Consider the following 25,343-nt stretch of genomic DNA (forward strand, 5'->3'; position numbering starts at 1 on the left):
ACGGCGGCCGAATCCCCGCGGGGCCGGCCGCCGTGCGCCATCGGAACCCAGGTCCGTCGACAGATCCGTCGACGGGGCCTTTAAAAGGTGATGCCTTCGGGGATGTCGCTCATGGCGATGTCCACCTTGGCGAGGCTGTTCACCACCGCTTCGCGGATCAGGCCCAGGCCCTGGGCGTAGACGATCCAGGTGTTCACGAAGTCGCGCAGGGTCTTGTCCGGCTCGCGCCGCACCGCCGCGTTGGAGGTGGAGCCGAAGATCGGGCGCGGCACGATCACCTTGCCCAGCGACGGGTCGCGCTTCACCGCGCGCACGCCGCCCATCCAGAAGATCGACTGCGCGTCGGCCCGGCCGCTGCGCACGGCCAGCGTCGCCTCGTCCAGCGACTTGAAGCGGATGAGCTGGGCGTTCGGGCAGAGGCGGCTGGCCACCTGGTCGTGGGCGGAGCCGACGTCCACCGCGATCTTCACCTCCGGCTTGTTCATGTCGGCCCAGCTCTTCGGCTCGAAGCCCGGCTTGGCGATGACGACCAGGGCGCTGTTGTAGACCGGGACCGTGAAGTCAACGGCCAGGGCGCGTTTCGGCGTCGGATTCATGCCGAACATGACGTCGATCTTGTTGGCCTGGAGGTCGAGGATGGCGTTGCCCCAGGTGGTCTCGACCACCTCGATGCCGACGTCCATGTCGGCGGCGAGCGCCGATCCGATGTCCCAGAACTGGCCCGACCACTGGCCGGTCGTCTGGTCCTTCATGATCCAGGGGGCGCCGGTCGCCACACCGCCGATGCGCAGCTTCTTGGCCTTCAGGACCCGGTCGAAGGAGCTGCCGCCCTCCTGCGCCGCGGCCGGGGCGATGCCCGCCGCCATGGTGGCCCCGAAAGCCCCGACCGCCGCGCCGGCGCCCAGAAACCCGGCCAGTTCCCTGCGATTCACCATGTCCGTCTCCCTTGTGGTCCGTCGGGCTGTCCGACCGGATGTGTCGTGACGTGTGTGTCGTGACGTGTCTTCAGGCCATTCCGTGTTCGTTGACCGGCCGCCGCCGCGGCTTCGCGTTGTTGGGGCGCTTTCCGGGGGAAAGAGCGCCCGAAGTGTTCCTTTTGGCCGTCAGGCGAGCGCGATATCGCGCGCGTGCCGGGCGACGGCCTGGAGCTTCTCGGTGGTCTCGGCGGTCGGCGCGGTCAGCGGCAACCGCACCCCGCCGACCGGCATGCCGGCCATCGCCATGAAGGCCTTCAGCGGGCCGGGGTTGGTTTCCAGGAAGATGGAATTCACCACCGGGTCGATCCGGGTCTGCTCGGCCAGCGCCTCGTTCAGCTTGCCGGCGTGCGCCAGTTCGAAGATGCGCAGCCAGATCTTCGGGTAGATGGTCGCCGAGGCCAGCACCCCGCCCCGCGCGCCCAGCGCGACGTGGGTGGCGAACAGCGGCTCCTCGCCGCTCAGCACGGAGATTTTCTCGCCGGCGTACTTCATCGTCTTGATGAATTCCGGCATGTCGTAGGAGGAGAATTTCATGCCGATGATGGAGCCGTCCTCCGCCATCGCCTGCACGCCCTCGGCGGTGACCGCCACGGTGGTGCGGCGCGGGATCTGGTACAGCATGACCGGCAGGTCCACCGCGTCGCGGTAGGCGCGGAAATAGGCGCGCATGCCCTCCTGGGTGCCGGCGGCGTAGTAGGGGGTGACGGTCATCACCGCGGCGGCCCCGGCAGCGGCGAAGTCGCGCCCGGCTTCGACCGCGTCCTGGAAGCCGGTGGACAGCACGCCGGGGATCACCGGCTTGCTGCCGGCCTCCTCCACGCAGGCGGCGACGACGCGCTTGCGCTCGTCCCGCGACAAAGCGGGATATTCGCCGGTGCCGCCGATCGGCACGACGCCGGACGCCCCGGCATCGAGCTGGTGCCGCACCAGCCGCTTCAGGCCGACGGTGTCGACGGAACCGTCGACCGTCAGCGGCGTGACGATGGCGCTGTAGAGGCCGCCGATCTCCGAATGGGTGAGTGCCATGGGGTCCTCGGATTTCCTAAGCGTGGCATTTGAGGCTGGCGTGACGGTGTGCTGCGGCCGCGGGGCGGCCTCGCCCCCGCGATGCGGGAAGCCGGTTCGGGACGATCGGAAGAAGCGCGATGAAACGAGTCCGATGAAATCGACAAAGACCGGCGCGCCGCCGGAAATCCGTGCCTGAACCCGCACCCGGATCAACGCTCGGGTGGGGGCCGGAGGGAACGGGGGCGATGGAGCGTCCCTTGTGAGACCTCGATCCGGCCCCGTCCGCTTCCGACAAGGAAGATGTGACCCTATTTTTCCTTTTGCTGCAACAACAAATCGTTTCGTGGATGAAAAGTGACGATACGATAAAATCCGGCGCGCCAACACACGTCAACGTGGCCGTTCCACCGTCCCCGCGATGTCGGCCACGGTCGGGGCGCCGAGGAAGCCCATGGTGGTCAGAAGCTCGCGCCGGACCATCTCCAGCACCGCCTGCGCACCCGCCGCCCCGTCGGTGGCCAGCCCGTAGAGAACGGCACGGCCAAGCATCACGCCCTGCGCTCCGAGCCCCAGATAGCCGGCGACGTGGCTGCCGCGCCGCACCCCGCTGTCGGCCAGAACGGTCACCCGGTCGCCGACCCGCTCGGCGATGTCCGCCAGACAGCGCACGGGGTGGATGGCGTGATCCAGGTTGCGGGCGCCGTGGTTGGACACGACGATCCCGTCCACGCCCAGTTCGGCGGCCTTCTCCGCGTCGTCGGTGCGCAGCACGCCCTTCAAAATCAGCTTGCCCTTCCAGGCGTCCCGCAAGCTCCGCACGTCGTCCCACCCCACGTCCTGGGCGAGGCTGATCTCGTCGCCGACGGCGACCCGGCCCAGCGCGGTGCGGAACTCGTCGGGATAGTGGGCGTAGGTCGGCACGCCGCCGTTGCGCAGATACTTGCCGAAGACCCCGGCGAGCCAGCGCGGGTGGGCGAGACAGTCCAGCCCGGCGCGCAGCGACGGCTTGATCGGAATCCCGAAGCCGTTGCGGATGTTGTATTCGCGGTTGGGCGTCACCGCGGTGTCCACGGTCAGGACCAGCGCCTCCGCCCCGGCTTGTTCGGCGCGCCGCACCAGCTCGCGGGTGCGCTCGCGGCTGCGCCAGACATAGAGCTGGAACCACAGCCGCGCCCCGGATTCCCCGGCGATCCGCTCCACGGAGGTGATGGACTGGGTGGAAACGCAGAAGGGAATGCCGACCGCGGCGGCGGCCTTGGCCAGTTCCACCTCGCCGTCGTACCAGACCAGCCCGGCCACGGCGGTGGGCGCCACGACCAGCGGCATGGGCTGCCTCACCCCGAACAGGCGGGTGGTGGCGTCGCGTTTCGACACGTCCACCAGCACGCGCGGCTTGAAGACGAGGCTGTCGAGCGCCGTTTTGCTCGTCGCGATGCCGGTTTCGTCCTCAGTGCCGCGGTCGATGTACTCGAACAGGCCGCGAGGGAGGCGGGACCGTGCCCGTTGCCGGGCCTCGGCGATGTTGAGCGACGCGGTCACCGCCATGTCCCCGGTTTCCAGGGAAGGACGCATGCATCGCACGATTCGCAGGCTATGCCCATTGGGTGCTGCTCCGACAAAAATTATCTTTTCGGGAACAATTTTTCGTATGCTAGACATGACGAAACAGTATCGTCAACGTTCGATCGTCCCGGCCGATTGTCCGCCTCACCGATTTCCGCCCCGGAACCCGAACCCCGGCCCGAAGCCACAAGGATCTGCCCGATGCGTGACCCACAGGCTCTGCTGACGTCGTTGCGCACGCTCCTGGGGGAGCGCCATGTGGTCACGCAGGCGGCGGATCTGGAACCGCTGACCCGCGACTGGCGGGGCCGTTACGAGGGCACGGCGCTGTGCGCCGTCTATCCGGCGGACACGGAACAGGTGGCGGCGACCGTGCTGCTGGTGCGCGAGCATGGCGGGAAGATCGTGCCGCAGGGCGGCAACACCGGAATGTGCGGCGGCGCCACACCCTTCTCGGAGGAGACGGTGGTGCTGCGGCTCGACCGGCTGAACCGGGTGCGGCAGGTCAGCGCGCTGGACAACACCATGACGGTGGAGGCCGGCTGCATCCTGGCCGACCTGCAGGCCCGCGCGCAGGAGGCCGGGCGCCTGCTCCCGCTCAGCCTGGGGGCGGAGGGGAGCTGCCAGATCGGCGGCAACATCGCGACCAACGCCGGCGGCACGGCGGTGCTGCGCTACGGCCCGATGCGCGACATGGTGCTGGGACTGGAGGTGGTGCTTCCCGACGGCTCGGTGATGAACGACCTCAAACGGCTGCGCAAGGACAACAGTGGCTACGCCGTGCGCCACCTGTTCATCGGGGCGGAAGGCACGCTGGGGATCATCACGGCGGCGGTGTTGAAGCTGTTCCCGCAGCCGCAGGCGAACGCCACCGCCATGGCCGGCGCCGGGCATCTCGACAAGGCGCTGGAGTTGCTGGCCGCCGTCCGCTCCCGCCTCGGCGACCGGGTCAGCGCCTATGAGGTCATGTCGCACTCCCAGATGCAGCTCGTGCTCGACCACATTCCCGGCTGCACCCTGCCCTTCGCGGAGCCGCACCCCTGGTACGTGCTGATCGAGGCGGAGGACAGCTTCGCCGCCATGGATCTGGCCTCAATTCTTGAGGATTGCCTTGCCGACGCGCTGGAGCGCGGCCTCGTCGCCGACGCCGTGATCCCCAAGAGCGAAGCGCAGCGCGAGGCGCTGTGGCGCCTGCGCCATTCGGTGTCGGAGGCAAACAAGGTTGCCGGAATCAGCGTCTCCTACGACACGGTGGTGCCGCTCGACCGGCTCGACGACTTCGCGGCGGAGACGGAGCGCGGCGTGCGCGCCGCCTTCCCGCAGGCGCGCCTGCTGTTCGTCGGCCATGTCGGCGACGGCAACCTCCACGCTGTGATCCATTTCGACCACGACGCCTTTCCCTCCCGCGCCGAGTTTGAGGCGACGGCGGGGCAAATCAACGAGATTGTCGACACCGCGACGCTCACCTGCGATGGTTCGATCAGCGCGGAGCACGGGATCGGCCTCAGCAACCGCAAACGGCTCGCCCGCTCCATCGACCCGACGCGCTATCGGCTGATGACGCAGATCAAAGCGTTGCTGGACCCTGACCATATGATGAATCCTGGAAAGGTTCTGGTGTTCGAGGAACCTCAATGAAGCGGCCCGCCCTGACGACCAAGCATGTACGACGAATCGCGACACGACCGGCGGCGGACGACGCAATGGATGTGATTGACCGGCCCGACGCGGCCTCCTCCTCCCCTTCCCAGAGCGGGGCGGACGGAGAGCTGGACCTTGGCGTCCGGCTGAAGAATCTGCGCAAGCGGCTGGGGCTGACGCTCCAGCAAGCGGCCGACCGCACCGGGGTCGGGGTGTCCACCCTGTCCAAGATCGAGCGGAACGAGCTGTCCCCGACCGTCACCACCCTCCAGAAGATCGCCGGCGGGTTCGACATGGACGCGGCGGCGATCATCGGCGGGCAGACCCCGGCGCTGCGCGTGGCCGGCCGCCGCTCGGTGACGCGGTCGGGGGAGGGCCGCCCCTTCCCGACCGGCACCTGCAACAACGCCTGGCTCTGCCCGGACCTGACGAACAAGGTCATGAGCCCGATCATGACCACCGTCGTCGCCCGCTCGCTCGACGCCTATCCCGAATGGGCCAAGTACGACGCGGAGTTGTTCCTCCACGTCCTCTCAGGCACGCTGGTGGTTCACAGCCAGATCTACGAGCCGCTGCGGCTGGAAGCCGGCGATTCCATGTATTACGACGCCAGCACGCCCCATCTCTGGGTGTCGGAGGGTGACGAGGACGCACGCGTTCTCTGGGTCTACGCCAAGTACCAGTGATACGGACGGCGCCTGAAGGCTTCGTCCGTATCACCCTTTCAGTCAATGCTATCGCATTGATCTGTCGGGTTTGACCGTGGGCGGATGATGGAAGCCATCATCCGCCCATGGTATGGCGTCCGACCCGAGAAGAGGCCTGTACGACCGATCCCGCGCGGAACGACCGAAAGTCGAAAGGGGAGCGAGCTCGCCCCCCTCCACCGTCATTTTACCAGGGGGCAGCCGCTGTCCTTCGGGTTGATGTAGGCCTGCTCGCCGGGAATGGTCTTGAGGATCTTGAAGTAGTCCCAGGCTGCCTTCGACTCGCCCGGCGTCTTGATCTGCGCCAGATACATGTCGTTGAAGATCCGGCCGTTGTCGGCGATCCTCGCGTCCTTCATCATCATGTCGGTGATGGGCATGCTGCGCATCTTGGCGGCGACCTTGTCCGCATCGTCGGTGCCGGCCTCCTGAACGGCCTTCAGGTAATGCTTGACCGCCGAATAGACGCCTGCCTGGTTCATCGACGGCTTGCGCCCGGTCCGCTCCTCGAACGTCTTCGACCAGGCGCGGGTCTCGTCGTTCATGTCCCAGTAGAAGGAGTTCGCCAGCATCAGCCCTTGCGCGGTGTCGAGGCCCAGCGCGTGGATGTCGTTGACGTTCAGCAGCAGGCCGGCCAGCGTCTGGCCACCCTGGGGAATGCCGAACTCCGCGGCCTGCTTGACCGCGTTGATGGTGTCGCCGCCGGCGTTGGCGAAGGCGACCACCTCCGCGCCCGAGGCCTGGGCCTGCAGCAGGAAGGACGAGAAGTCCGAGCTCGCCAGGGGATGGCGGACGCTGCCCTTGATGGTGCCACCGAGCTGCTTGACGGTGTTGGCGGCCTCCGTTTCCAGCGAATGGCCGAAGGCGTAGTCGGCGGTGATGAAGAACCAGCTCTTCCGGCCCTGCTCGACCAGCGCGCGGGCGGTGGAGGACGCCACCGCGTGGTTGTCCCACGTCCACAGGAAGCCGTAGGGGCTGCAGTCCTTGCCCGTCAGATCGGTGGAGCCGGGGCCGGACATCAGGAAGATGCGCTTCTTGTCCTTGGTGATGCCCTGCACGGCCAGCGCCGCCGCCGAGTTCGGTACGTCGGCGACGACATCGACCTTCTCCACGTCGATCCACTGGCGCGCGAGGTTGGCCGCGATGTCCGCCTTGTTCTGGTGGTCGCCGACGATGATCTCGATCTTGGTGCCGTTGATGGCGTTGCCGAACTCCTCGGCGGCCAGCCGCGCGGCCACCGCCGAGCCCTCGCCGTTGATGTCGGCGTAGATTCCGGACCGGTCGGACAGCATGCCGATCTTGATGACGTTGTCCGACATCTGGGCCTGGGCCGTGCCGGACGCCAGGGCGGCGAAGGCGACTCCGGCGAGAAGGCCGGCAAGACGGGTGCTGCGCATGGTTCACTCCCTAAGGTGTTGTTTTCTTGGTGGTTGGAGACTCAATGTGTCGTGTAGCCGCCGTCCACGGGGATCGCCGTGCCGGTGATCGACGCGGCGGCGTCGGAGCACAGGAAGGCGATGGTGGCGGCGACCTCCTCCGGCGGAATCAGCCGGCCGGTCGGCATGCGGTCGAGAAACACCGCCTGGAGGACTCGCTCCTCCGGCAGGCCGGTGACCTGCGCCTGCTGGGCGATCTGCTTCTCGATGATCGGGGTCAGCACCGTGCCGGGGCACACCGCGTTGCAGGTGATGCCGTGCTCCGCGACCTCGATCGCCACCGACTTCGTCAGGCCGATGATGCCGTGCTTGGTCGCAACATAGGCGGGCTTGTGCGGGGCGCCGACCATGCCGAGGACCGACGCCGTGTTGACGATGCGCCCCCAGCGGCGCTCCCGCATCGCGGGAAGGGCCGCCTTGATGGTGTGGAAGGCGGCGCTGAGGTTGACCGCGAGCAGCAGGTCCCATTTGTCGTCGGGGAACTCGTGCACCGCCGCCACATGCTGCACCCCGGCGTTGTTCACCAGGATGTCGATGGGGCCGAGCGCCGCCGCGGCCTCCGCCATCATGGCGCGGGCCTCCTCCGGCCGGCTGAGGTCGGCCCCCGAATAGACGATCCTCGTGCCGCTCTGCGCCGCGATGTCCGCGCACAGCCGGTCGATCTCCGCGCGGTCGCCGAAGCCGTTGAGCATCACATGGCAGCCCTGGCGGGCGAGTTCGCGGGCGGTCGCCAGTCCGATGCCGGTGGTGGAGCCGGTGACGACAGCGTTTCTGTTTCGCATCTCTTTCCTTCTTTCGGGCGTCATGGATGTCCGTGGCGTGTCGCGGTTCAGAAGGCCACCTGATCGGCACCCTTCAGGGCGAGCATGGCGCGCGCCTCGGCGGGGGTGGCGACCTCCAGCGACAGCTCTTCGAGAATCCGGCGGATCTTCGCCACCTGCTCCGCGCTGTTCCGGGCCAGCCGGCCCTTGCTGAGATACAGGCTGTCCTCCAGACCGACCCGGACGTTGCCACCCATGACCGCGGCCATGGTCGTGAAGGGAATCTGGTGACGGCCGGCGGCGAGCACCGACCATTCGTAATCCGTCCCGAACAGCCGGTCGGCGGTCTCGCGCATGAAGACGAGGTTGCGCTGCTCCGCACCGATGCCGCCGAGAATACCGAAGATCGTCTGGACGAAGAAGGGCGGCTTCACCAGCCCCCGATCGACGAAGTGGGCGAGGTTGTAGAGGTGCCCGACGTCGTAGCACTCGAACTCGAAGCGCGTTCCGCAGCCCTCGCCCAGATGCTCCAGGATATAGGCGATGTCGCGGAAGGTGTTGCGGAAGATGAAGTCATCGGTGCTGCGCAGATAGGGCTCCTCCCAGTCGTGCTTCCAGCCCTGGTACCGGTCGGCCAGCGGGAAGATGCCGAAGTTCATCGAGCCCATGTTGAGCGAGCACATCTCCGGCCGGGCCTGGAGCGGGGCGGCGAGGCGCTCCTGCACCGTCATGTTGAGCGAGCCGCCGGTGGTGATGTTGAGCACCGCGTCGGTGGACTGCTTGAGGCGCGGCAGGAACTGCATGAACACCGCCGGGTCCGGCGTCGGCTGCCCGGTCCGGGGATCGCGGGCGTGCAGGTGGAGGATCGCGGCACCGGCCTCGGCGGCGCCGACGCCCTGCTCGACGATCTCATCGGGCGTCACCGGCAGCGCGTCCGACATGGTCGGGGTGTGGATTGACCCCGTCAACGCGCAGCTGATGATGACCTTCTTCTGTGGTGCCTTCTGTGGTGCGGCCATGGGACAGTCTCTGTGTGGGTTCGGTTCGAAAGGAAGGACGGTATGAACGGCGCGCGGTCACCCGCGCTCGACGCTGTCCAGCCGCTGGAGGTGGGCCGCCAGACGGGCGTGGGTCTCGGTCCGCTGCGCTTCCGTCCAGGTCCGGAAGCCGGCGCCGGATTTCATGCCCAGCCGCCCGGACGCGACGAGGTCGCGCAGCAGGGGCAACGGTTCCGGCGTCCGGTCGAGGTCGGGCAGGACATGCTCGTGCACCGCCAGGGTCAGGTCGGTGCCGACGAGGTCGGCGTTCTCCAGCGGACCCAGGACGGCGAGGCGGCGGCCGAAGCTGGCCTTGACCACGGCGTCCACCGTCTCGGCGTCGCACACGCCGTTCTGGACGAGCGCGATGGCCTCGCGCCAGAGCGCGTGTTGCAGGCGGTTGCCGATGAAGCCGGGAACGTCCTTGCGGACATGCACCGGCGTCTTGCCGATCGCGCTCAGCAGCGCGATCATCGCAGCGACCGCCGCGTCGTCGGTATCGGCGGTCTGGATGACCTCGACCAGCGGGATCTGGTACGGCGGGTTCCACCAGTGGGTGCCCAGGGCGCGGCTCTTGTCCCGGAGCGGTTCCATGATCCGGGTGATCGGGATCACCGACGTGTTGCTCGCCAGAAGCGCATGAGGCGGGGCGGCGGTCTCGACCGCCAGGAAGACCCGCTGCTTGAGGGACAGATCCTCCGGGACCGCTTCGATGACGACGTCCGCGTTGCCGACCGCGTCCTCCAGGGATCCGCAGGGCCGAACCCGGTCCGCGGCGGCGGCGTCCATTCCCAGACTCTCAAGGTTGCCGCGGACCCGTCCGACGATCCCGGCCCGGCGGTCGGGATCGGGCTCGTGGATGTCGACCGGGTGCCCGGCGACGGCAAACGCCTGGGCGATCCCATGCCCCATCAGCCCGGCGCCGATGATTCCAATACGCTGCTGCGTCATGCCTCTGTCGCGTCCCCCCTGCCTTGCGCCGACGCGATGGCTGTCCGTCCAATTGTTCGCGTCGCACATATTTTCTTCCCGCAATCAAAGCAAGGGGCGTGCCAGCCATGGGAATTGTTGGTATGGAGGTCCTTCGGTCGAGCCAGCGGGCGGATTGCCTGCGGATTTGAGCCCTTTGCCGCCGTGAGCCTGCGCCTCAGGGCTTCCGTCGTGTGCTGAATTTTGACAAAACGTGTTCAGAATATTGACAGAAACGACGCGACGGGAGGCGGGCCATGGCGGCAGGACGGGACGAGCATTTCGCGGCGGCGCGCGCGCTGATGGTGATGATCGACGAGATGATCGACGGCGCCATCCTCGTCGACAAGGACGCACGCATCGTCTGGTCCAATGATAAGCACGTCTGGTTCGATGACAAGCGCAAGGCGCTGCTGGGCATCCGCTCCCTCACCGAGGTGGTGGGGCAGCCCATCGAACGGGTCATCCCGCACAGCCAGATGCGCGACGTGGTGGAGACCGGCCGCTCCTTCCCGCTCGACATCATGCGCTATGGGGAGCACACGCTGCTGGTGAGCCGCCTGCCCCTGCGCGACGAGCAGGGGGAGATCATCGGCGCCCTTGCCTTCGCCCTGAAGAACAGCCTGACCTACCTCCGCCCCATCGCCGAGCGCTTCAACAAGCTGCAATCGCGGCTCGCGCGGATGGAGCAGGAACTCGCAGCCAGCCGGGCGCCGAAATACTCGGTCGAGAACCTGGTCGGCTTCAGCCCGGCGATGCTCCAGGTGAAGCGGCTGGTGCGCAAGGCGGGCCAGATCAACTCGGCGGTGCTGGTGCTGGGCGAGACGGGGACCGGAAAGGAGCTGGTGGCGCAGGCGATCCACGCCGCCTCGGATCGGGTCGACCGTCCCTTCGTCGGCATCAACGTGGCGGCGATTCCCGAAAACCTGCTGGAGGCGGAGTTCTTCGGCGTCGCGCCGGGCGCCTACACCGGGGCCGGCCGCCAGCCGCGGCCCGGAAAATTCCAGCTCGCGCATGGCGGCACGCTGTTCCTCGACGAGATCGGCGACATGCCGCTGCCGCTTCAGGCCAAGCTGCTGCGCGTGCTTCAGGAGCGCGAGGTCGAGCCGCTCGGCTCCAACCAAGTCATCAAGGTCGATGTCCGCATCATCGCCGCGACCAGCCGGCCGCTGCCGGAGATGATGCGGAACGGCACCTTCCGCTCGGACCTCTACTACCGACTCAACGTCTTCCCGATCCAGCTTCCGGCGCTGCGCGACCACAAGGAGGACCTGGAAATCCTCGCCTCGCTGTTTTCGGAACGGATGGCGGTGAGCCTCGACCAGCCGATGCGCGACCTCACCCCCGCGGCGCTCGACGCGCTGCGTGGGCACGACTGGCCGGGCAACGTCCGCGAACTGGCCAACGTCATCGAGCAGGTCTATGTGCGCACCGACGGCGAGCGCATCCTGGCCGACGACTTCGCCGACATCCTTCCCGGAGCCGCCGCCCGGCCCACCGCGTCGCCGGCGCGCAAGCGTCCCCTCGCCGACAGCATGGACGAACTGGAACGCTCCCTCATCCTCGCCGCGCTCGAGGACGCGCAGGGCAACAAGCTGGAGGCCGCGCGAAGCCTCGGCCTGTCTCGCACCAACCTCTACGCGAAGCTGCGCAAGCACGGCATCACCGCGGAGACGGAGGCTTAGCCGGCGCACCGCCCTGCCCGACCGCAGCGTTACAGCAGCAGGGCCTTCTCCCGCTGCACATGGCCCGACAGCCGGACCGTCTCCCGCTGGTCCAACGCGTTCCGCAGCTTGGGGAAATCGACCTCCTCCTCCTGCTGGACATGCTCCGCGATCAGCTGCCTCAGCGCGATGACGCGCCGCCGCCACGCGGGATCGTCCTTCGGCATCTGTTCGAGGGCATACAGGTGCATCTTCATGTCGGCGTGCTCGCCGTAGAGGTGCCGGGCGTCGGCCTCCTGATGCGCATGGTCGTGCAGCAGGGGGTAGACGACGTCCTCCTCGGCCATGGCGTGCGCGGCGAGGCGGCGCTTCAGACGGAGCAGCAACTGCGTCCGCTGGAAGGTCTCGCCGGTGTGCGTCCGCTCCATCGCGTTGAGCAGCGTCAGGATGTGGCGGTGGTCGTCCATCAGGGCGTCGAACGGGTCGCGCGCCATCGTCGTCCCGGCGGCCTGGGCGACCACCGGCGGCAGCAGGCGGCTGGCGAGGATCGCCACGGCGGCACCGCTGGCGAAGGCGATCAGGCCGCTTGTGGACCAAAGGTCCCTTCCTCTCCTGCTCATGATGTCCGTGCCTCCCGGGTCCATGGGTGTGTCCGACGTCCAACAGGGACCGGGCCGGGTCATTCCGCCGGAAATGTCTGCGCAGGCACGTCCGCCGGAGGTCGGTGTGGAACCAGCCGCTCGGTGAGGCGCTGGAAGGCGACGAACAGGACCGGCACGAAGATGATGCCGACCAGCGTCGCCGCGGTCATGCCGCTGAAGACCGTCGTGCCGATGGACCGCCGGCTGGCCGCCCCGGCGCCGGTGGCGACCAGCAGCGGCACCGCCCCCAGGATGAAGGCCAGCGCCGTCATCAGCACCGCGCGGAAGCGCTGGCGGGCACCCATCACCGCGGATTCGACGATGGGGTGGCCGGCGGCGCGCTGCTCCCGCGCGAACTCGACGATCAGGATGGCGTTCTTGGCGGCAAGGCCGACCAGCAGGACGAGCCCGATCTGCGCGTAGACGTCGTTGGCGATGCCGGCGACGCTCAGGCCGATGCCGGCCCCCAGGACCGCGATGGCGATGGACAGCAGCACGGCCAGTGGGATCAGCCAGTTCTCGTACTGCGCCACCAGGAACAGATAGCCGAACAGCACCGCCAGCCCGAAGATGATGACCGTCTGGTTGCCGATGCGGCTTTCCTGATAGGACAAGCCGGTCCATTCCGTGGCGTAGCCCGCCGGCAGGGTGCGGTTCGCCACCTCCTGCATCGCCGCCAGCGCCTGTCCGGAGCTGCCGCCGGGGGCGGCGTTCCCGTTGACCGAGGCGGAGAGGAACTGGTCGTAGCGGACGAGGCTGTCGGGGGCCAGCGTGTTACGGATGCTCACGATGCTGCGCAGCGGCACCATGTCCCCCGACGAACTCCGCACATAAAGCTGGTCGATGGCCGCCACCTCGTCCCGGTACTCCGCGGCGTCCTGCACCTGGACTTGGAAGACCCGGCCGTAGAGGTTGAAGTCGTTGACGTAGCGCGACCCGAGATGGGACTGCAGCGTGGTGAAGACGTCGCCCGGCGAGACGCCGAGCAGCGCCGCCTTGGTGCGGTCGAGGTCGACGAACAGGTGCGGCACGTCGGGGCTGAAGGTGCTGAAGACGGCCGACAGCCGCGCGTCCTGATTGGCGGCGACCAGCAGGCCGCGCAGCACGGCGCCGAGCTGTTGTGCGGTTTGCCCGCCCAGCGCCTGCACCTGGAGCTGGAACCCGCCGGTGCTGCCGAGGCCGGGGATGGAGGGCGGGTTGAAGGCGGCGATGGTCGCCTGCGGCACCGCAGCAAGCTGCGGCCTCAGCCGCCCCAGCAGCGCGTCCACCGTCTCGGCGGCCCCCCGCTCCCCCCACGGCTTCAGCACGACGATCTGCAGGCCGACGTTGGAGGCCGCCCCGCTGAGGATGCTGTAGCCGGCGATGGAGATCACATGGGCCACACCCGGCGTCGCGCGCAGCCGCTCGGTGACGTCGGTCATCACCGCCTCCGTCCGGCTGAGCGACGCGGCGCTCGGCAGCTGCACATTGACGAAGAAATACCCCTGGTCCTCCGACGGCAGGAAGGCCGTGGGCAGGCCGCGCAGCAACAGGAAGGCCCCGGCGGTCAGCAGGGCGAAGACGGCGATCCCGATCACCAGCTTGCGCGACAGCCAGCCGACGAGGCCGCCGTAGCGGTCGCGCACCCCGTCCAGCCCGCGGTTGAAGGCGGCCAGCGGGCGCCAGGGCCGGGTCGGCGGGCGCAGCAGCAGGCCGCACAGCGCCGGGGTCAGCGTCAGCGACACCATGCCGGAAATCAGGAAGGAGGTGGTGATGGTGACCGCGAACTGGCGGTAGAGCTGGCCGGTGATGCCGGGAAGGAAGGCCACCGGAACGAACACCGCGGCCAGCACCAGGGTGGAGGCGACGATGGCCCCGGTCACCTGCTCCATGGCGATGCGGCTGGCCGAGGGGGCGGGCTGGTCGGGATGCTCCTCCATCACGCGCCGGACATTCTCGACCACCACGATGGCGTCGTCGACAACCAACCCGATCGCCAGAACCAGCGCGAACAGCGTGATGGTGTTGGCGCTGTAGCCCAGCACCAGCAGCACCGCGAAGACGCCGATGATCGACACCGGGATCGCCAAGGTCGGGATCAGCGTCGCCCGCCAGTCCTGAAGGAAGACGTAGATGACCACCACCACCAGCAGGAAGGTGATGCCCAGCGTCAGCACGATCTCCTCGATCGTCGCGCTGACGAAGCTGGTGGTGTCGAAGACGACGGCGTAGTCCAGCCCCTCCGGGAAGCGGCCGGACAGCCGGTCCAGCTCCGCCCGCACCGCCTTGGCGACGTCCAGCGCGTTGGCGTCCGGCGACTGGTAGACGACCAGCGTCGCCGCCGGGTCGCCGTCCAGCTTGGCGGTGGAGCCGTAGCTCTGCGCCCCCAGCTCCACCCTTCCGATGTCGCCCAGCCGCACCACGCCGCCGTTCGGGTTGGTGCGCACGATGATGCCGGCGAACTGCTTGGGGTCGTCCAGCCGGCCGCGGGCGAGGATGGTCAGCTGCTGCTGCTGGCCGTCGGGGACGGGAGGGGCGCCGATCTGCCCGGCCGAGGCCTGGAGATTCTGGGTCTGGATCGCTGCGACCACGTCCGCCGCGGTGATGCCCAGCGCCGTCATGCGGTTCGGGTCCATCCAGACGCGCATGGCATAGGTCAGCGCGCCCATCACCTGCGCGTCGCCGACTCCGGGCACCCGCGCGATGGCGTCGCGCAGGTTGATGCTGGCGTAGTTGGAGATGAAGATCGGGTCGAACTGGCCGCCGGGGGAGAAGACGTTGACAGCCATCAGCATGTTGGACGACTGCTTGCGCACCGTGACGCCCTGCCGCGACACCTCCGTCGGCAGGGTCGGCGTGGCGAGCGACAGGCGGTTCTGCACGTTGATCTGGGCCAGATCCGGGTCGGTGCCCTGCGCGAAGGTGACCGACAGCGTGTAGGCGCCGGTGTCCGTGCTGGTCGAGGACATGTAGAGCATGCCCTCCACCCCGTTCACCTGTGCCTCGATCGGAGCGGCGACGCTGTCGGCGACGACTTGGGCGTTGGCGCCGGGATAGGTGGCGGAGACCTGCACCGAGGGCGGCGTGATCGGCGGGAACTGCGCCACCGGGATGGCCAGGATGGCCAGCGCCCCCGCGATGGTCACGACCAACGCGATGACGATGGCGAGGTTCGGGCGCCGGATGAACAGGCCGGAAAACATGGGCCTTATCCTCGCGGCTGCTGGGCGGTCTGGGGGGCTCGTTCGGGCTGCACGATCATGCCGGGGCGGACCTTCTGGGCGCCGCCGACGATGATGGTCTCGCCGACCTGGACGCCCTTGGGCACCGCGATCACCTGATCGAGCTGCGGCCCGGGCTCGATCGGGCGGCGTTGCGCCCGGTTCTGCTGGTCGAGCACCAGAACGTAGCTGCCCTGCTGGTCCTGCTGGATGGCCGACACCGGCACCACCGGCTGCCGCTCGGTCTGCGCCGGGCGGATCAGGACGGTCACATACTGGCCGGGCAGCAGAAATCCCTTGGGGTTCGCGAAGTCGGCGTAGACGGGGATGGTCCCGGTCTGCGGGTCGATGCGGTTGCTGGCGAAGGAGACCTTGCCCTTCTGCTCGTACTCGGAGCCGTCGGCCAGCCGCAGGGCCGGCACGAAGCGGTTCACCGCGTCGGCCGAGGCGAGATCGGGGGCGGCGCGCTGGACCTGCAGGATATCACGGTCGCTGACCGAGAAGACGACCCGGATGGGGTCGAGCTGGACGACGGTGGCGAGCGGGCCACTGGACGGGTTGACGAGGTCGCCCACCGTCATCGCGGTGGCCCCGATGCGCCCGTCGATGGGCGAAGAAATGCGCGTGTAGCCGAGGTTCAGCTCCGCCTGCCGCAGCTTGGCCTGCGTCTGCATGATGTCGGCGTCCGCCGTCTCCTGCGCCGCCTGGGCCTGATCGAGGTCGGCCTGGGAGATGTTGCCGCGGGTCCGCAACTCCTGCGCGCGCTGGAAGGCCCGTTGGGCCTCGCGCAGGGTCGCCTGGGCGCGGGCGAGGTCGGCCTTGGCGCTGTCCACGGCGGCTTGGTAGGGGGCCTGCTCGATGACGTAGAGCAGGGTGTCCTTGGTGACGTTCTGGCCTTCCTGGAAGGCCACCTGCTCGATGAAGCCCTCGACGCGGGCGCGGGCTTCGAAATCCTGGATCGCCTGGACGCGACCGATGAACTCGCTGGTTGGGGTGACGTCCCGTTCGCGCACCACCTCGGTCGTGACGGTGGGGGGCGGAGCATTCGCCGGTTGCTGGGCCAGGACCCCGCCCGAAGGGAGCAGGGCGAGCAGGCACGAGACGGCGAGGCCGTGGCGAAGGCGCAGCATCGAGGGGGCTCCCGTTCAACCGTGCCTTCTAAACAGGGCCGAGTCGATTGGGTTCAGCGATGCCGCTGAAAAGTACGATTGCTAAAGAAGAGACGGCTTTGGGGCGATCGCTTTGGCCGAAAACCTGCGGCCGAAAACGCATGGGGACCGCCCCACGAAGGGCGGTCCCCATGCCGTCAAACAGACTGTCGAACGCGTCGGCCGGTCAGCGCGGGGCGATGACCATGACCATCATGCGCCCTTCCATCCGGGGCATCTGCTCGACCTTGGCGATGTCCTCGAACTGGTCGCGCACACGGATCAGAACGTTCATGCCCAGATCCTGGTGCGCCATCTCGCGCCCGCGGAACCGCATGGTCATCTTGACCTTGTCGCCCTCTTCGAGGAAGCGCCGCGCCGCCCGCATCTTCACGTCGTAATCGTGGTCATCGATGTTCGGCCGGAGCTTCAGCTCCTTGATCTCGATGATCTTCTGCTTCTTGCGGGCCTCGTTGGCCTTTTTCTGCTCCTCGAACCGGAACCGGCCGTAGTCGAGGATCTTGCATACCGGCGGCTCCGCCTGGGGGGCCACCTCGACGAGGTCGAGTTCAGCCTCGACCGCAGCGTCGAAGGCGTCGCGCAGCGAGACCACGCCGATCATCTCACCGTTGGCACCAACGAGGCGCACCGTGCGTGCCGTGATTTCCCGATTGATGCGCGGGCCTTCGCGGACCGGGTCCGCATCGTAGAGTTTAGCTATGTCCTGTCTCCAACGGTCTGTCCGGCGAGGAACCGGAATGGGTGCTGACGGCCCTGACGCCGTCCCTCAATTTAAAGCATCGGCGGCCACGGTCAATAGCCCTCGCGCAGTAGGCGCTTGCGCAGCAGCTTGCGCCGCCGCCGGACCGATTCCGCCGCCTGCCGTGCCCGGCGCTCCGAGGGCTTCTCGTAACGCCGATGCAGCTTCATCTCACGAAAAAGCCCTTCGCGCTGCATTTTTCTTTTCAGGACGCGCAGGGCGCCCCCCACATCGTTGTCGCGGACTTGAACGAGCATAGGGCGGCTGTCCTCGCGGTGGTTCCTGTGGAAAGGCTTTCTCGATACGGATGAAGCGGTTAGCCCATAGTGTCGAGAACGATCTGGCGAATCTCGCGCGGGGTGAGGCGGGGCCACCCCGGCGCCCACGCCGGCTCGATCGCGGGAACGGACTGTTGATGCTGAGGCTGGGCGGCCTGTGCCGTCCCGGTCGAAGGAAGCTTGATGGTCATGCGAATCCTATTGCCGATGCGGGCGAAGCCCGCCGGCCGCTGTTGGCTTATGTTGAAATCCGGGGATGCGGCGCTCAGAGCGCGCGCAGGTCCTCGGCCGAAACCTTGCCCCGCTGCGGGTCGCGGACGGCCTCGAACGACACTTTCTGCCCTTCGTCGAGATGGCCGATGCCGGAGCGGTCGACGGCGGAAATATGGACGAAGACGTCCGCCGAACCATCATCCGGCTGGATGAAGCCGTAACCCTTGGTGGAGTTGAACCATTTCACGGTGCCGTTGGCCATGGGTCTGTTCCCCTGCTGGTGTTGCCCCGCCCGACATCGGGCAGGCATCAAATTCACTTCGGGAAAAGAGACCCAAACCGGATGGCCATGGCTGAGGACAGCAGGCCCCGAAACAATCTTGATCGACTCCAGGTGGGAAGACCTCTCGGCTTTTACAAACGAGTACTGAGCGGTGTCGTCCGTTTTCCGCAAAAGAATGGGGCTGATGCAGGACGCTGGCGGGCGTCTGCAACGGCGAGGTCGCGATCACATCACGCGTGAACCGCGACGGGACGGTTCGCGTCGGCGGTGAACGGAACGCTGACCGTGGCTGTGCAGCCTGACCGGGCGTCGAAGGTGATGGTGCCGCCGACCTGCCGGACCAGCGCGTCGACCAGCGTCGTGCCGATTCCCCCCTTGGGCGGCATGTCCGGGCAGCCGATCCCGTCGTCGGCGACGGTCATCGTCAGACGGTCGCCCGTTTTCCGCAGCCGGACCGTGACCGTCCCGCCCCTCCCCTCCGGAAAGGCGTGCTTCAGCGCGTTGACGACGAGTTCGTTGGCGATCAGGCCGAGCGGTGTGGCGAGCTCGATGGAGCAGGACACGTCGTCCGTGTCAGGGTGGATGGTGATCGCCTCGTTCGGGCGAAGCTCCTGAAGGGCGCCGCAGAGCTGGCGCAGATGCGTTCCGAAATCGACGTTCATCAGGTCGCCGGAGGTGTAGAGCTGCTCGTGCAGGCGCCCCATCGAGGTCACGCGCCCGGCCAGTGCCTCGATGCGGCCCCGTGACAGGTCTCCCTTGGGCAGGCGGCGCATCTCCACCATCATCAAGCCGTAGATCACCTGCAGGTTGTTCTTCACGCGGTGGTGCACTTCGCGAAGCAGCACCGTCTTCTCGGCGACGGTGCCGCGGAGCCGCCGGTCCGCCTCCTGCAGGTCGCTCACGTAGGCGTGCAGCGCCCCGGACAGCGTGGCCGCCTCCGTGTAGCGGCCGGTCAGCGGCAGGACGGGCATCGCGCCGTCCGGACCCGCGGCTTCGACGGCTCTGGACATGGCGCGCAAGGGCGCCGACAGCCAGGTCGCCAGGACGTGACCGACGAGGACCGCCAGCAGGCTGGCAGCGATCCCCCAGGCGATCACCCGGTTCCGCAGCTCCGCGACCGGCGCCATCGCCTGATCGACCGGCTGGCGGAGCACGACGCTCCACCCCAGCCCGGGATAATCCCGGTAGCCCTTCGTGCGCGCCACGCTCGTCAGGAAGCGGCGCCCGTCCGGCCAGGATTCGACCCACGCGCGCCGCCCTGGCGCCGACGCGAAGACCAGCGGCTTGCCCACCAGGGGTTTGGGCCCGAGAATCACCGTGCCGTCGGCGGAGAGGATCATCGCCTCGACCTCGGCGTCCTCGGAAATCTGGCCGAGCACGGAGCGTTCGACCTCCGACGCCCAGTCCCAGCTCAGATGGGCGGCGACGACGCCGGTCAGAGTCCCCTGCTCGTCGCGCACCGGCGCCGCCAGATCGACGAAACGCGGAACCTCCATCCGGTTGGCGTACAGAAGCTTGCCCAGTACAACCGCGTCGTGCACGTCGCCGACATAGGGGCGGTCGAACCCCTGCTTCCACCATCCGCGCGCGCTCACGTCCATACCTTCATAGACACGGCCCGTCGCCGCCTCGAGAAGGCCGGTCGGCCGGATGAAGCCGATCCAGGCATAGTCCGGATAGCTGTCCTGAAGCTTCTGAAGGACGGCGCGCCGCGAATCGCGGGAGGTGTCGGTCGCACGGATGGTTTCGAGGCTCGTCACGACGAGAAGATCGCGGTAGCGCTCGAACATGCCGCGGTCGAGCTTGTCGGCGACTTGGCCCGCGTAGAGGTGCAACTGCCCACCGATCACACGCTGGAGCCGCTCCCCGGCTTCGACCTGCAGAATCGCGGCGGTGCCGGCCGTGAAGGCCAGCCCGACACCCCCCAGACAAGCGATCAGCATCGTCCTCAGGCCGATTTTCAAGGTCGCGCATCTTCCGTTGGTGAAGGCTTCGCCCGGCGCCGCCGTGCCGGTTCCCAGCAGGAAGAATGCACATATCCCCGCGGAACGAACAAGGGCTAGAAGCCCCCCGAAATGGCTGGGGAAACAACCACAGCCCGTTCAGCTTTGTTTTTCATCGCGCCGCCGGTTACAATCGTACCTCGAGCTGGACCACATCGTCCTGCACCCAGGACTGTGTTTACTCTGTACGGTGAGCTGCCATGACCGAACCCCGCCACATCCTGCTGGTCGACGATGAAGCCATCGCGATCATGGCGCTGGAGCATGGCCTGATGGACGAGGGGTTCCGGGTCACCACGGCCTTCAATGGCCAGGAGGCCCTGAAGCTCTGGCAGGACGATTCCTTCGACGCCCTGGTCACCGACCTCAAGATGCCGGTGATGGCCGGCGACGAGCTGATCCGCAACCTGCGGAGCGAGGAGCCCGGCTTGCCCGTGGTGGTGGTCAGCGGCTACGCCACCGGCGAGATTTCCGAAAAGCTGAAGGTGAGCTTTCCGGACCCCATCGCGATCATGCCGAAGCCGGTGCGCGTCGAGGAGATTTCGGACGCGCTGAAGCGGATGCTGGCGATCGCCCCCGGCGCCTGACCCCGGCGCGTCACGGCACAACCGAGGATCATGGACACCGTCACTCAAATGCTTCTCGGGGCCACGGTCGCGCAGGCCGGCTTCCGCCGCCGGCTGGGTCGCCGAGCGCTGGCCGTCGGCGCGGGCATCGCGCTGATCCCCGACCTGGACGTGGCCGCCGGCTGGATCGGCGGCCCCTTCGCCAATTGGGTCCATCACCGCGGCCTGACCCATTCGATTCTGTTCGGCCCGGTCGCCGGCCTGCTGCTCGGCTGGCTGGTCTGGCGCTGGCAGCGCCGACGCCATGGTCCGGACAGCCCGTCGGGTGACGGCGAGGCGCGGCGCGCCTGGATCTGGCTTGCCATCCTGGCGCTGATGACCCACCCGGTGATCGACGTCTTCACGTCCTACGGCACGCAGTGGCTCTATCCGCTCACCACCACGCGCTTCGCGATCAACGCGATGCCGATCATCGACCCGATCTACAGCCTGATCCTGGTGTTCGCGCTGGTGGCCGGCGTCGCGCTCCGCAAGCGGGCGGCCCTGGCGCAGGACATCGCGGGCGCGGCGCTGATCCTGGTGACGGCCTACACGCTCAGCGGCTGGGCCATCAACGATCGCGTCGAGGCGATCGCCCGGGCGCAGACCGGCGGCATGGCCCGGGTGACGGCCTACCCGACCCTGTTCCAGCCGGTGCTGCGCCGGGTGGTGGCCGAAACGCCGGACGCCGTGCTGGTCGGCTTCCACTCGGTTCTGGGCGACGGGGACATCCAGTGGGAGCGGTTCGAGCGGCACCGCTCGCCGGCCATCGAGGCGGTCGCGGCGACCCAGGAGGCCGAGGTCTTCCGCTGGTTCTCGATGGAGAAACTGATCTGGCGCGAACAGCCGTTGGAGTCCAGGAACACCCTGGTCCAGGCGCTCGACCATCGCTACGGCATGCCCGGCGTCTCGGCGCTCGGCTTCTGGGGCATCCGGGCCGTCGTCGACCCGGCGGGGAGGCTGGTGGGTCCGGTGGAGACCTTCCAGACGCCCCGGGACGCGTCGGGGGCGGCGTGGCAGGATTTGTGGGTCCGCATCGTCGGCACGGGTCCGGCGGACCGGACGGTCAGCGCCGACTGATCCCGCGGGTCCGTTACACCGCCAGAGCGACGCCGAGGTGCCGCTCCATGAGGGCGTGGTCGTCCCGCAGATCGGCGGCCGCCCCCTCATGCACAACTTGGCCGCGTTCCAGGATCACCGCACTCTGCGCGAAGTCCAGGGCGCGGTCCACCTGCTGCTCCACCAGGATCAGGGTGACGGTCAGCTGCGCCAGAGCCTGCATCAGTTGATCGCAGATCACCGGAGCCAAGCCCTCCAGCGGCTCGTCCAGCAGCAGCACCGTCGGCCGGCCGAGCAGCGCGCGGGCGACCGACAGCATCTGCTGCTCGCCGCCGGAGAGCGCGCCGCCGCCGTTGCCCCGCCGCTCCTTCAGGCGGGGGAACAGCGCGTAGGCCTCCTCCAGGGCGGAGCGCGGCCGGCCCTTCAGCCCGGTGACCAGATTCTCCTCCACCGTCAGCGAGCGGAAGATGTCGCGCGTCTGCGGCACATAGCCCAGCCCGGCCGCCGCCCGTGCGGAGGAATTGAGGCCGCTCAGCTCGACGCCGTCCAGCCGGACGCTGCCGGCGTGCCGCGTCGTCTGCCCGACCAGGGTGGCCAGCGTCGTGGTCTTGCCCATGCCGTTGCGGCCCAGCAGGGCCAGCCGCCCGCCGGCCGGCACGGTGAAGGTCAGCCCTTCGATGATGCGGGTCTCGCCGTAACCGGCGGTCAGACCGGTGATCTCCAGCGTCCCTTCAGTGCGGCGCATTGGCCCGGCTCCCCAGATAGACCTCGCGGACGCGCGGATCGGTGGTGATCTCCTGCGCCGTGCCGCTGCACAGCAGGCGACCCTGCGCCAGCACGACGATGCGCTTGGCGAAGCGGAAGACGAGATCCATGTCGTGCTCGATCATCAGAACGGCCAGATCGGCCGGCAGACGGTCCAGCGCGTCGAGGATGCGGTGGCTTTCCGAATGCGGCACGCCGGCCGCCGGCTCGTCGAGGATCAGGAGTTTCGGTTTCAACGCGAGCGCCAGCGCGATCTCCAGAAGACGCTGCTGCCCGTAGGCCAACGCCCCGACGGTGGTGCCCGCCACCGGGACCAGCCCCATGCCGTCGAGCAGGCCGGCCACCTCGTCGGCCAGCCCCGGCGTTCGCCGGACCGAGGCGAAGAGGCGGAAGGTCCGCCGCTCGCGCTCCAGAACGGCCAGCTCCAGATGCTCGCGCACCGTCATCGAACGGAACAGCCGGGCCACCTGGAAGGAGCGGATCAGGCCGAGGCGCACCCGCGCCTGGGCCGACAGGCGGGTGACGTCCTGCCCGGCCAGCCGGATGGTGCCGGAGCTGGGCGCCAGGACGCCGGTCACCAGATTGACGAAGGTCGTCTTGCCCGCCCCGTTCGGCCCGATCAGGGCGCAGCGCTCGCCGGGATGAAGCGCCAGGGTGATGTCGGCCGACACCTGCAACCCGTCGAAGTTCTTGCTCAGCCCCTGGACGTCGAGAAGCGCGGTCATGCCCGGTTCCCCTTGATGAGACGGTCGGCGAGCGAGGCGATGCCCCCCGGCAGGAACAGCACGGTGCCCATCAGGAACAGGCCGATGAACAGCATCCAGTGGAAGGGGTCGATTGCGGCCATGACGTGATGGATGGTCATGAAGGCCACCGTGCCGATGATGGCACCAACGAGCCGCCCGGCGCCGCCGAGCACCAGCATGACCAGCGCCTCCGCCGACCAGGAGAAGCTGACGCTGTCCAGCCCGACGATGCCGCTGGTCACCGCGGTCAGCGCCCCGGCCACCCCGGCGAACACCCCGGCGATGGCGTAGAGCGTGACCAGATAGCGGCGCGGCGAGCCCCCCAGGGCGGCGACGCGCAGCGGGTCCTCCTTCACGCCCCGGCAGGCCAGCCCGAAGGGCGAGCGGACGATGCGCCGCGCCACCAGGAAACCGACAAGAAGCACCGCCAGCGCGAACAGGTAGGAGGTGCGCCCGAACATGTCGAAGCGGAACAGGCCGAACAGCGGGCTCGGCTCGATGCCCGACAGGCCGTCGCTGCCCCCGGTGAGGTCGCGCGCCTTGTTGACCACCTCCTGGACGATCTGCACCACGGCGATGGTCAGCATCAGCAGAGTCAGGCCGCGCGCGTGCAGGATCAGCGCGCCGGTGACCAGGGCGACCAGACCGCCGGCCAGACCGCCGACGGCGAGCAGGACGAGCGGGTCGCTCACCAGATGCACCGCGGCGATGCCGGCGGCGTAGGCCCCGGCGCCGAACATCGCCGCCTGCCCCAGCGTGGCGATGCCGCCGAAGCCGAGCACGAGGTCGAGCGACAGGACGTACAGCGCCGTCGCGGCGATCCGCGTCATCAGGCCGAGATCGTTGGGGAACAGCCAGAAGGCGGCCAGCCCGGCGGCGGCCAGCAGCGGAACCGCGGCCCCGCCGAGCGCCCGGCGGAACCAGGGCCCGCGCGCCGCGACCTGCGGAGACGGATCGATGGCCACCGCGCCCGTGTCACGTCCACCCATCAGGCCGCCCTCCCCTGGAAGAAGCCGTGGGGCCAGCGGAACAGGATCAGGATCAGCGCGGCGTAGAAGAAGAACTCGCCGAAGCTCGGGATCAGGTATTTGCCCGCGGTGTCCACGATGCCCAATGCCAGGGCGGCGGCGGCCGAGCCGAGGATGTTGCCCGCCCCGCCGACGGCGACCACCGCCAGGAACAGGACGATGTAGCGGATGGCGTAATAGGGCTCCAGCGGCAGCAGCTCCGCCCCCAGCACCCCGCCCAGCGCCGCCAGCCCGGTGCCCAGCGCGAAGGTCGCGGTGTAGAGGCGCTCCGTCCGGATGCCCAGCGCCGCGGCCATGTTCGGGTCGTCCACGGCGGCGCGCAGCTTGATGCCGAAATCGGTGCGCTCCAGCAGCCACCATAGGCCCAGCACGGTCGCCGCCCCCAGGGCGATGACGAAGGCGCGGTGCACCGGGATCGACTTCGGCCCGATCGCCACGGTGCCGAGCAGTGCGTCCGGCAGCGGGATGCGCTTCAGCGTGGGGCCGAACAGGTAGTTGATCCCGGCGACGATGACGAAGGTCAGGCCGATGGTCAGCAGCACCTGGGCCAGCTCGTTGGCGGAGCCGTAGATGCGCCGGTACAGCAGCTTCTCCAGCGGCAGCGTGGCGAGCACGGTGAACAGGATCGCCGCCACCAGCCCCACGGCGTAGGGCAGGCCCAACCCCTGCGCGGCGTAGGAGGCGACGTAGCCGGCGACCATGGCGAAGGCGCCGTGCGCGAGGTTGACCACGCGCATCAGGCCGAGCGTGACCGACAGACCGACGGAGATGATGAAGAGGATCATCCCGTAGGCGACCCCGTCCACCACGATGCCGAAAAGCGTTTCCATCAGGAACTCCAGCGCGGACAG

Annotated in this window: 23 protein-coding genes; 5 read left to right on the forward strand and 18 right to left on the reverse strand. The window is 68.3% G+C overall.

All coding sequences use genetic code 11. From position 1 onward, the window contains the following. Positions 1-80 precede the first annotated feature (80 nt). The 3 genes from H1Q64_RS23930 to H1Q64_RS23940 all read right to left on the reverse strand — a co-directional run bounded on the left by H1Q64_RS23930 (position 81) and on the right by H1Q64_RS23940 (position 3,530). Positions 81-935 (reverse strand): transporter substrate-binding domain-containing protein, encoded by an 855-nt coding sequence (locus tag H1Q64_RS23930; protein ID WP_040137497.1) that lies wholly within the window; start codon positions 933-935, stop codon positions 81-83. 168 nt (positions 936-1,103) lie between these two features. Next, positions 1,104-2,003, reverse strand: a complete 900-nt coding sequence (dapA, locus tag H1Q64_RS23935) for a 4-hydroxy-tetrahydrodipicolinate synthase (protein ID WP_237907033.1) — start codon at positions 2,001-2,003, stop codon at positions 1,104-1,106. A 372-nt stretch (positions 2,004-2,375) separates the two neighbouring features. After that, positions 2,376-3,530 (reverse strand): alpha-hydroxy acid oxidase, encoded by a 1,155-nt coding sequence (locus H1Q64_RS23940; RefSeq protein WP_237907034.1) that lies wholly within the window; start codon positions 3,528-3,530, stop codon positions 2,376-2,378. A 219-nt stretch (positions 3,531-3,749) separates the two neighbouring features. On the opposite strand from H1Q64_RS23940, the gene H1Q64_RS23945 reads away from it, so the two are divergent. Together H1Q64_RS23945 and H1Q64_RS23950 are read left to right on the forward strand one after the other, a co-directional pair. Continuing rightward, positions 3,750-5,186 (forward strand): FAD-binding oxidoreductase, encoded by a 1,437-nt coding sequence (locus tag H1Q64_RS23945; protein ID WP_237907035.1) that lies wholly within the window; start codon positions 3,750-3,752, stop codon positions 5,184-5,186. A gap of 65 nt (positions 5,187-5,251) precedes the next feature. Next, positions 5,252-5,875, forward strand: coding sequence for a helix-turn-helix domain-containing protein (locus tag H1Q64_RS23950; RefSeq protein WP_237907036.1), 624 nt, complete (start codon positions 5,252-5,254; stop codon positions 5,873-5,875). Positions 5,876-6,078: 203 nt separating this feature from the next. Here H1Q64_RS23950 and H1Q64_RS23955 read toward each other — a convergent pair whose 3' ends face one another. Genes H1Q64_RS23955 through H1Q64_RS23970 form a run of 4 tightly spaced genes read right to left on the reverse strand, consistent with a single transcriptional unit; the run spans position 6,079 to position 10,081 of the window. Further along, positions 6,079-7,293 carry an ABC transporter substrate-binding protein gene (locus tag H1Q64_RS23955; RefSeq protein WP_237907037.1) on the reverse strand — a complete coding sequence of 405 codons (1,215 nt, stop codon included), beginning with the start codon at positions 7,291-7,293 and terminating at the stop codon, positions 6,079-6,081. A gap of 41 nt (positions 7,294-7,334) precedes the next feature. Continuing rightward, positions 7,335-8,114 (reverse strand): 3-hydroxybutyrate dehydrogenase, encoded by a 780-nt coding sequence (locus tag H1Q64_RS23960; protein WP_237907038.1) that lies wholly within the window; start codon positions 8,112-8,114, stop codon positions 7,335-7,337. Positions 8,115-8,161: 47 nt separating this feature from the next. Continuing rightward, the gene (locus tag H1Q64_RS23965; RefSeq protein WP_014198993.1) at positions 8,162-9,112 is read right to left on the reverse strand and encodes a 3-keto-5-aminohexanoate cleavage protein; all 951 of its coding nucleotides are present in this window, start codon (positions 9,110-9,112) and stop codon (positions 8,162-8,164) included. A gap of 57 nt (positions 9,113-9,169) precedes the next feature. Further along, positions 9,170-10,081 (reverse strand): 3-hydroxyacyl-CoA dehydrogenase family protein, encoded by a 912-nt coding sequence (locus tag H1Q64_RS23970; RefSeq protein ID WP_237907039.1) that lies wholly within the window; start codon positions 10,079-10,081, stop codon positions 9,170-9,172. A 275-nt stretch (positions 10,082-10,356) separates the two neighbouring features. Between H1Q64_RS23970 and H1Q64_RS23975 the strand changes: the two genes are divergently transcribed. Next, positions 10,357-11,784: a sigma-54 interaction domain-containing protein gene (locus H1Q64_RS23975; protein WP_237907040.1), complete on the forward strand. Its 1,428-nt coding sequence runs from the start codon at positions 10,357-10,359 to the stop codon at positions 11,782-11,784. Positions 11,785-11,813: 29 nt separating this feature from the next. Here H1Q64_RS23975 and H1Q64_RS23980 read toward each other — a convergent pair whose 3' ends face one another. The 7 genes from H1Q64_RS23980 to H1Q64_RS24010 all read right to left on the reverse strand — a co-directional run bounded on the left by H1Q64_RS23980 (position 11,814) and on the right by H1Q64_RS24010 (position 20,250). Then, positions 11,814-12,383 (reverse strand): hemerythrin domain-containing protein, encoded by a 570-nt coding sequence (locus H1Q64_RS23980; RefSeq protein WP_237907041.1) that lies wholly within the window; start codon positions 12,381-12,383, stop codon positions 11,814-11,816. Between the two features lie 59 nt (positions 12,384-12,442). After that, a complete protein-coding gene (locus tag H1Q64_RS23985; RefSeq protein ID WP_237907042.1) occupies positions 12,443-15,586 on the reverse strand; it encodes an efflux RND transporter permease subunit in 3,144 nt (1,047 codons plus the stop codon). 5 nt (positions 15,587-15,591) lie between these two features. Continuing rightward, the gene (locus tag H1Q64_RS23990) at positions 15,592-16,734 is read right to left on the reverse strand and encodes an efflux RND transporter periplasmic adaptor subunit (RefSeq protein WP_237907043.1); all 1,143 of its coding nucleotides are present in this window, start codon (positions 16,732-16,734) and stop codon (positions 15,592-15,594) included. Between the two features lie 205 nt (positions 16,735-16,939). Beyond that, complete coding sequence (gene infC, locus H1Q64_RS23995) at positions 16,940-17,473, reverse strand: translation initiation factor IF-3 (RefSeq protein ID WP_035673684.1); 534 nt, start codon at positions 17,471-17,473, stop codon at positions 16,940-16,942. Positions 17,474-17,565: 92 nt separating this feature from the next. After that, positions 17,566-17,769, reverse strand: a complete 204-nt coding sequence (rpsU, locus tag H1Q64_RS24000) for a 30S ribosomal protein S21 (RefSeq protein ID WP_035673681.1) — start codon at positions 17,767-17,769, stop codon at positions 17,566-17,568. 286 nt (positions 17,770-18,055) lie between these two features. After that, a complete protein-coding gene (locus H1Q64_RS24005; RefSeq protein ID WP_237907044.1) occupies positions 18,056-18,265 on the reverse strand; it encodes a cold-shock protein in 210 nt (69 codons plus the stop codon). 251 nt (positions 18,266-18,516) lie between these two features. Continuing rightward, positions 18,517-20,250 (reverse strand): sensor histidine kinase, encoded by a 1,734-nt coding sequence (locus H1Q64_RS24010; RefSeq protein WP_237907045.1) that lies wholly within the window; start codon positions 20,248-20,250, stop codon positions 18,517-18,519. A 239-nt stretch (positions 20,251-20,489) separates the two neighbouring features. Here H1Q64_RS24010 and H1Q64_RS24015 point away from each other — a divergent pair, with 239 nt between their 5' ends. Together H1Q64_RS24015 and H1Q64_RS24020 are read left to right on the forward strand one after the other, a co-directional pair. Beyond that, entirely contained in the window at positions 20,490-20,876 is a 387-nt protein-coding gene (locus tag H1Q64_RS24015; protein WP_237907046.1) for a response regulator, read from the forward strand. 30 nt (positions 20,877-20,906) lie between these two features. Next, on the forward strand, positions 20,907-21,974 hold the full coding sequence (locus H1Q64_RS24020; RefSeq protein WP_237907047.1) for a metal-dependent hydrolase: 1,068 nt from the start codon (positions 20,907-20,909) through the stop codon (positions 21,972-21,974). 13 nt (positions 21,975-21,987) lie between these two features. Here the strand turns inward: H1Q64_RS24020 and H1Q64_RS24025 are convergent, their stop codons facing one another. From H1Q64_RS24025 to H1Q64_RS24040, 4 genes are read right to left on the reverse strand one after another with little or no spacing between them, the layout of a single operon-like run. Next, entirely contained in the window at positions 21,988-22,698 is a 711-nt protein-coding gene (locus H1Q64_RS24025; RefSeq protein ID WP_237907048.1) for an ABC transporter ATP-binding protein, read from the reverse strand. Beyond that, a complete protein-coding gene (locus H1Q64_RS24030) occupies positions 22,685-23,443 on the reverse strand; it encodes an ABC transporter ATP-binding protein (protein WP_237907049.1) in 759 nt (252 codons plus the stop codon). Before H1Q64_RS24030 ends, H1Q64_RS24025 begins: the two co-directional genes overlap by 14 nt. Further along, positions 23,440-24,453, reverse strand: coding sequence for a branched-chain amino acid ABC transporter permease (locus H1Q64_RS24035; RefSeq protein ID WP_237907050.1), 1,014 nt, complete (start codon positions 24,451-24,453; stop codon positions 23,440-23,442). Before H1Q64_RS24035 ends, H1Q64_RS24030 begins: the two co-directional genes overlap by 4 nt. Then, positions 24,453-25,322 (reverse strand): branched-chain amino acid ABC transporter permease, encoded by an 870-nt coding sequence (locus H1Q64_RS24040; RefSeq protein WP_237907051.1) that lies wholly within the window; start codon positions 25,320-25,322, stop codon positions 24,453-24,455. The genes H1Q64_RS24035 and H1Q64_RS24040 overlap by 1 nt, the downstream gene beginning before the upstream one ends. Positions 25,323-25,343 lie beyond the last annotated feature (21 nt).

This window comes from Azospirillum brasilense, from assembly GCF_022023855.1.
In the GTDB taxonomy this organism is placed as follows: Bacteria; Pseudomonadota; Alphaproteobacteria; order Azospirillales; family Azospirillaceae; genus Azospirillum; species Azospirillum brasilense_F.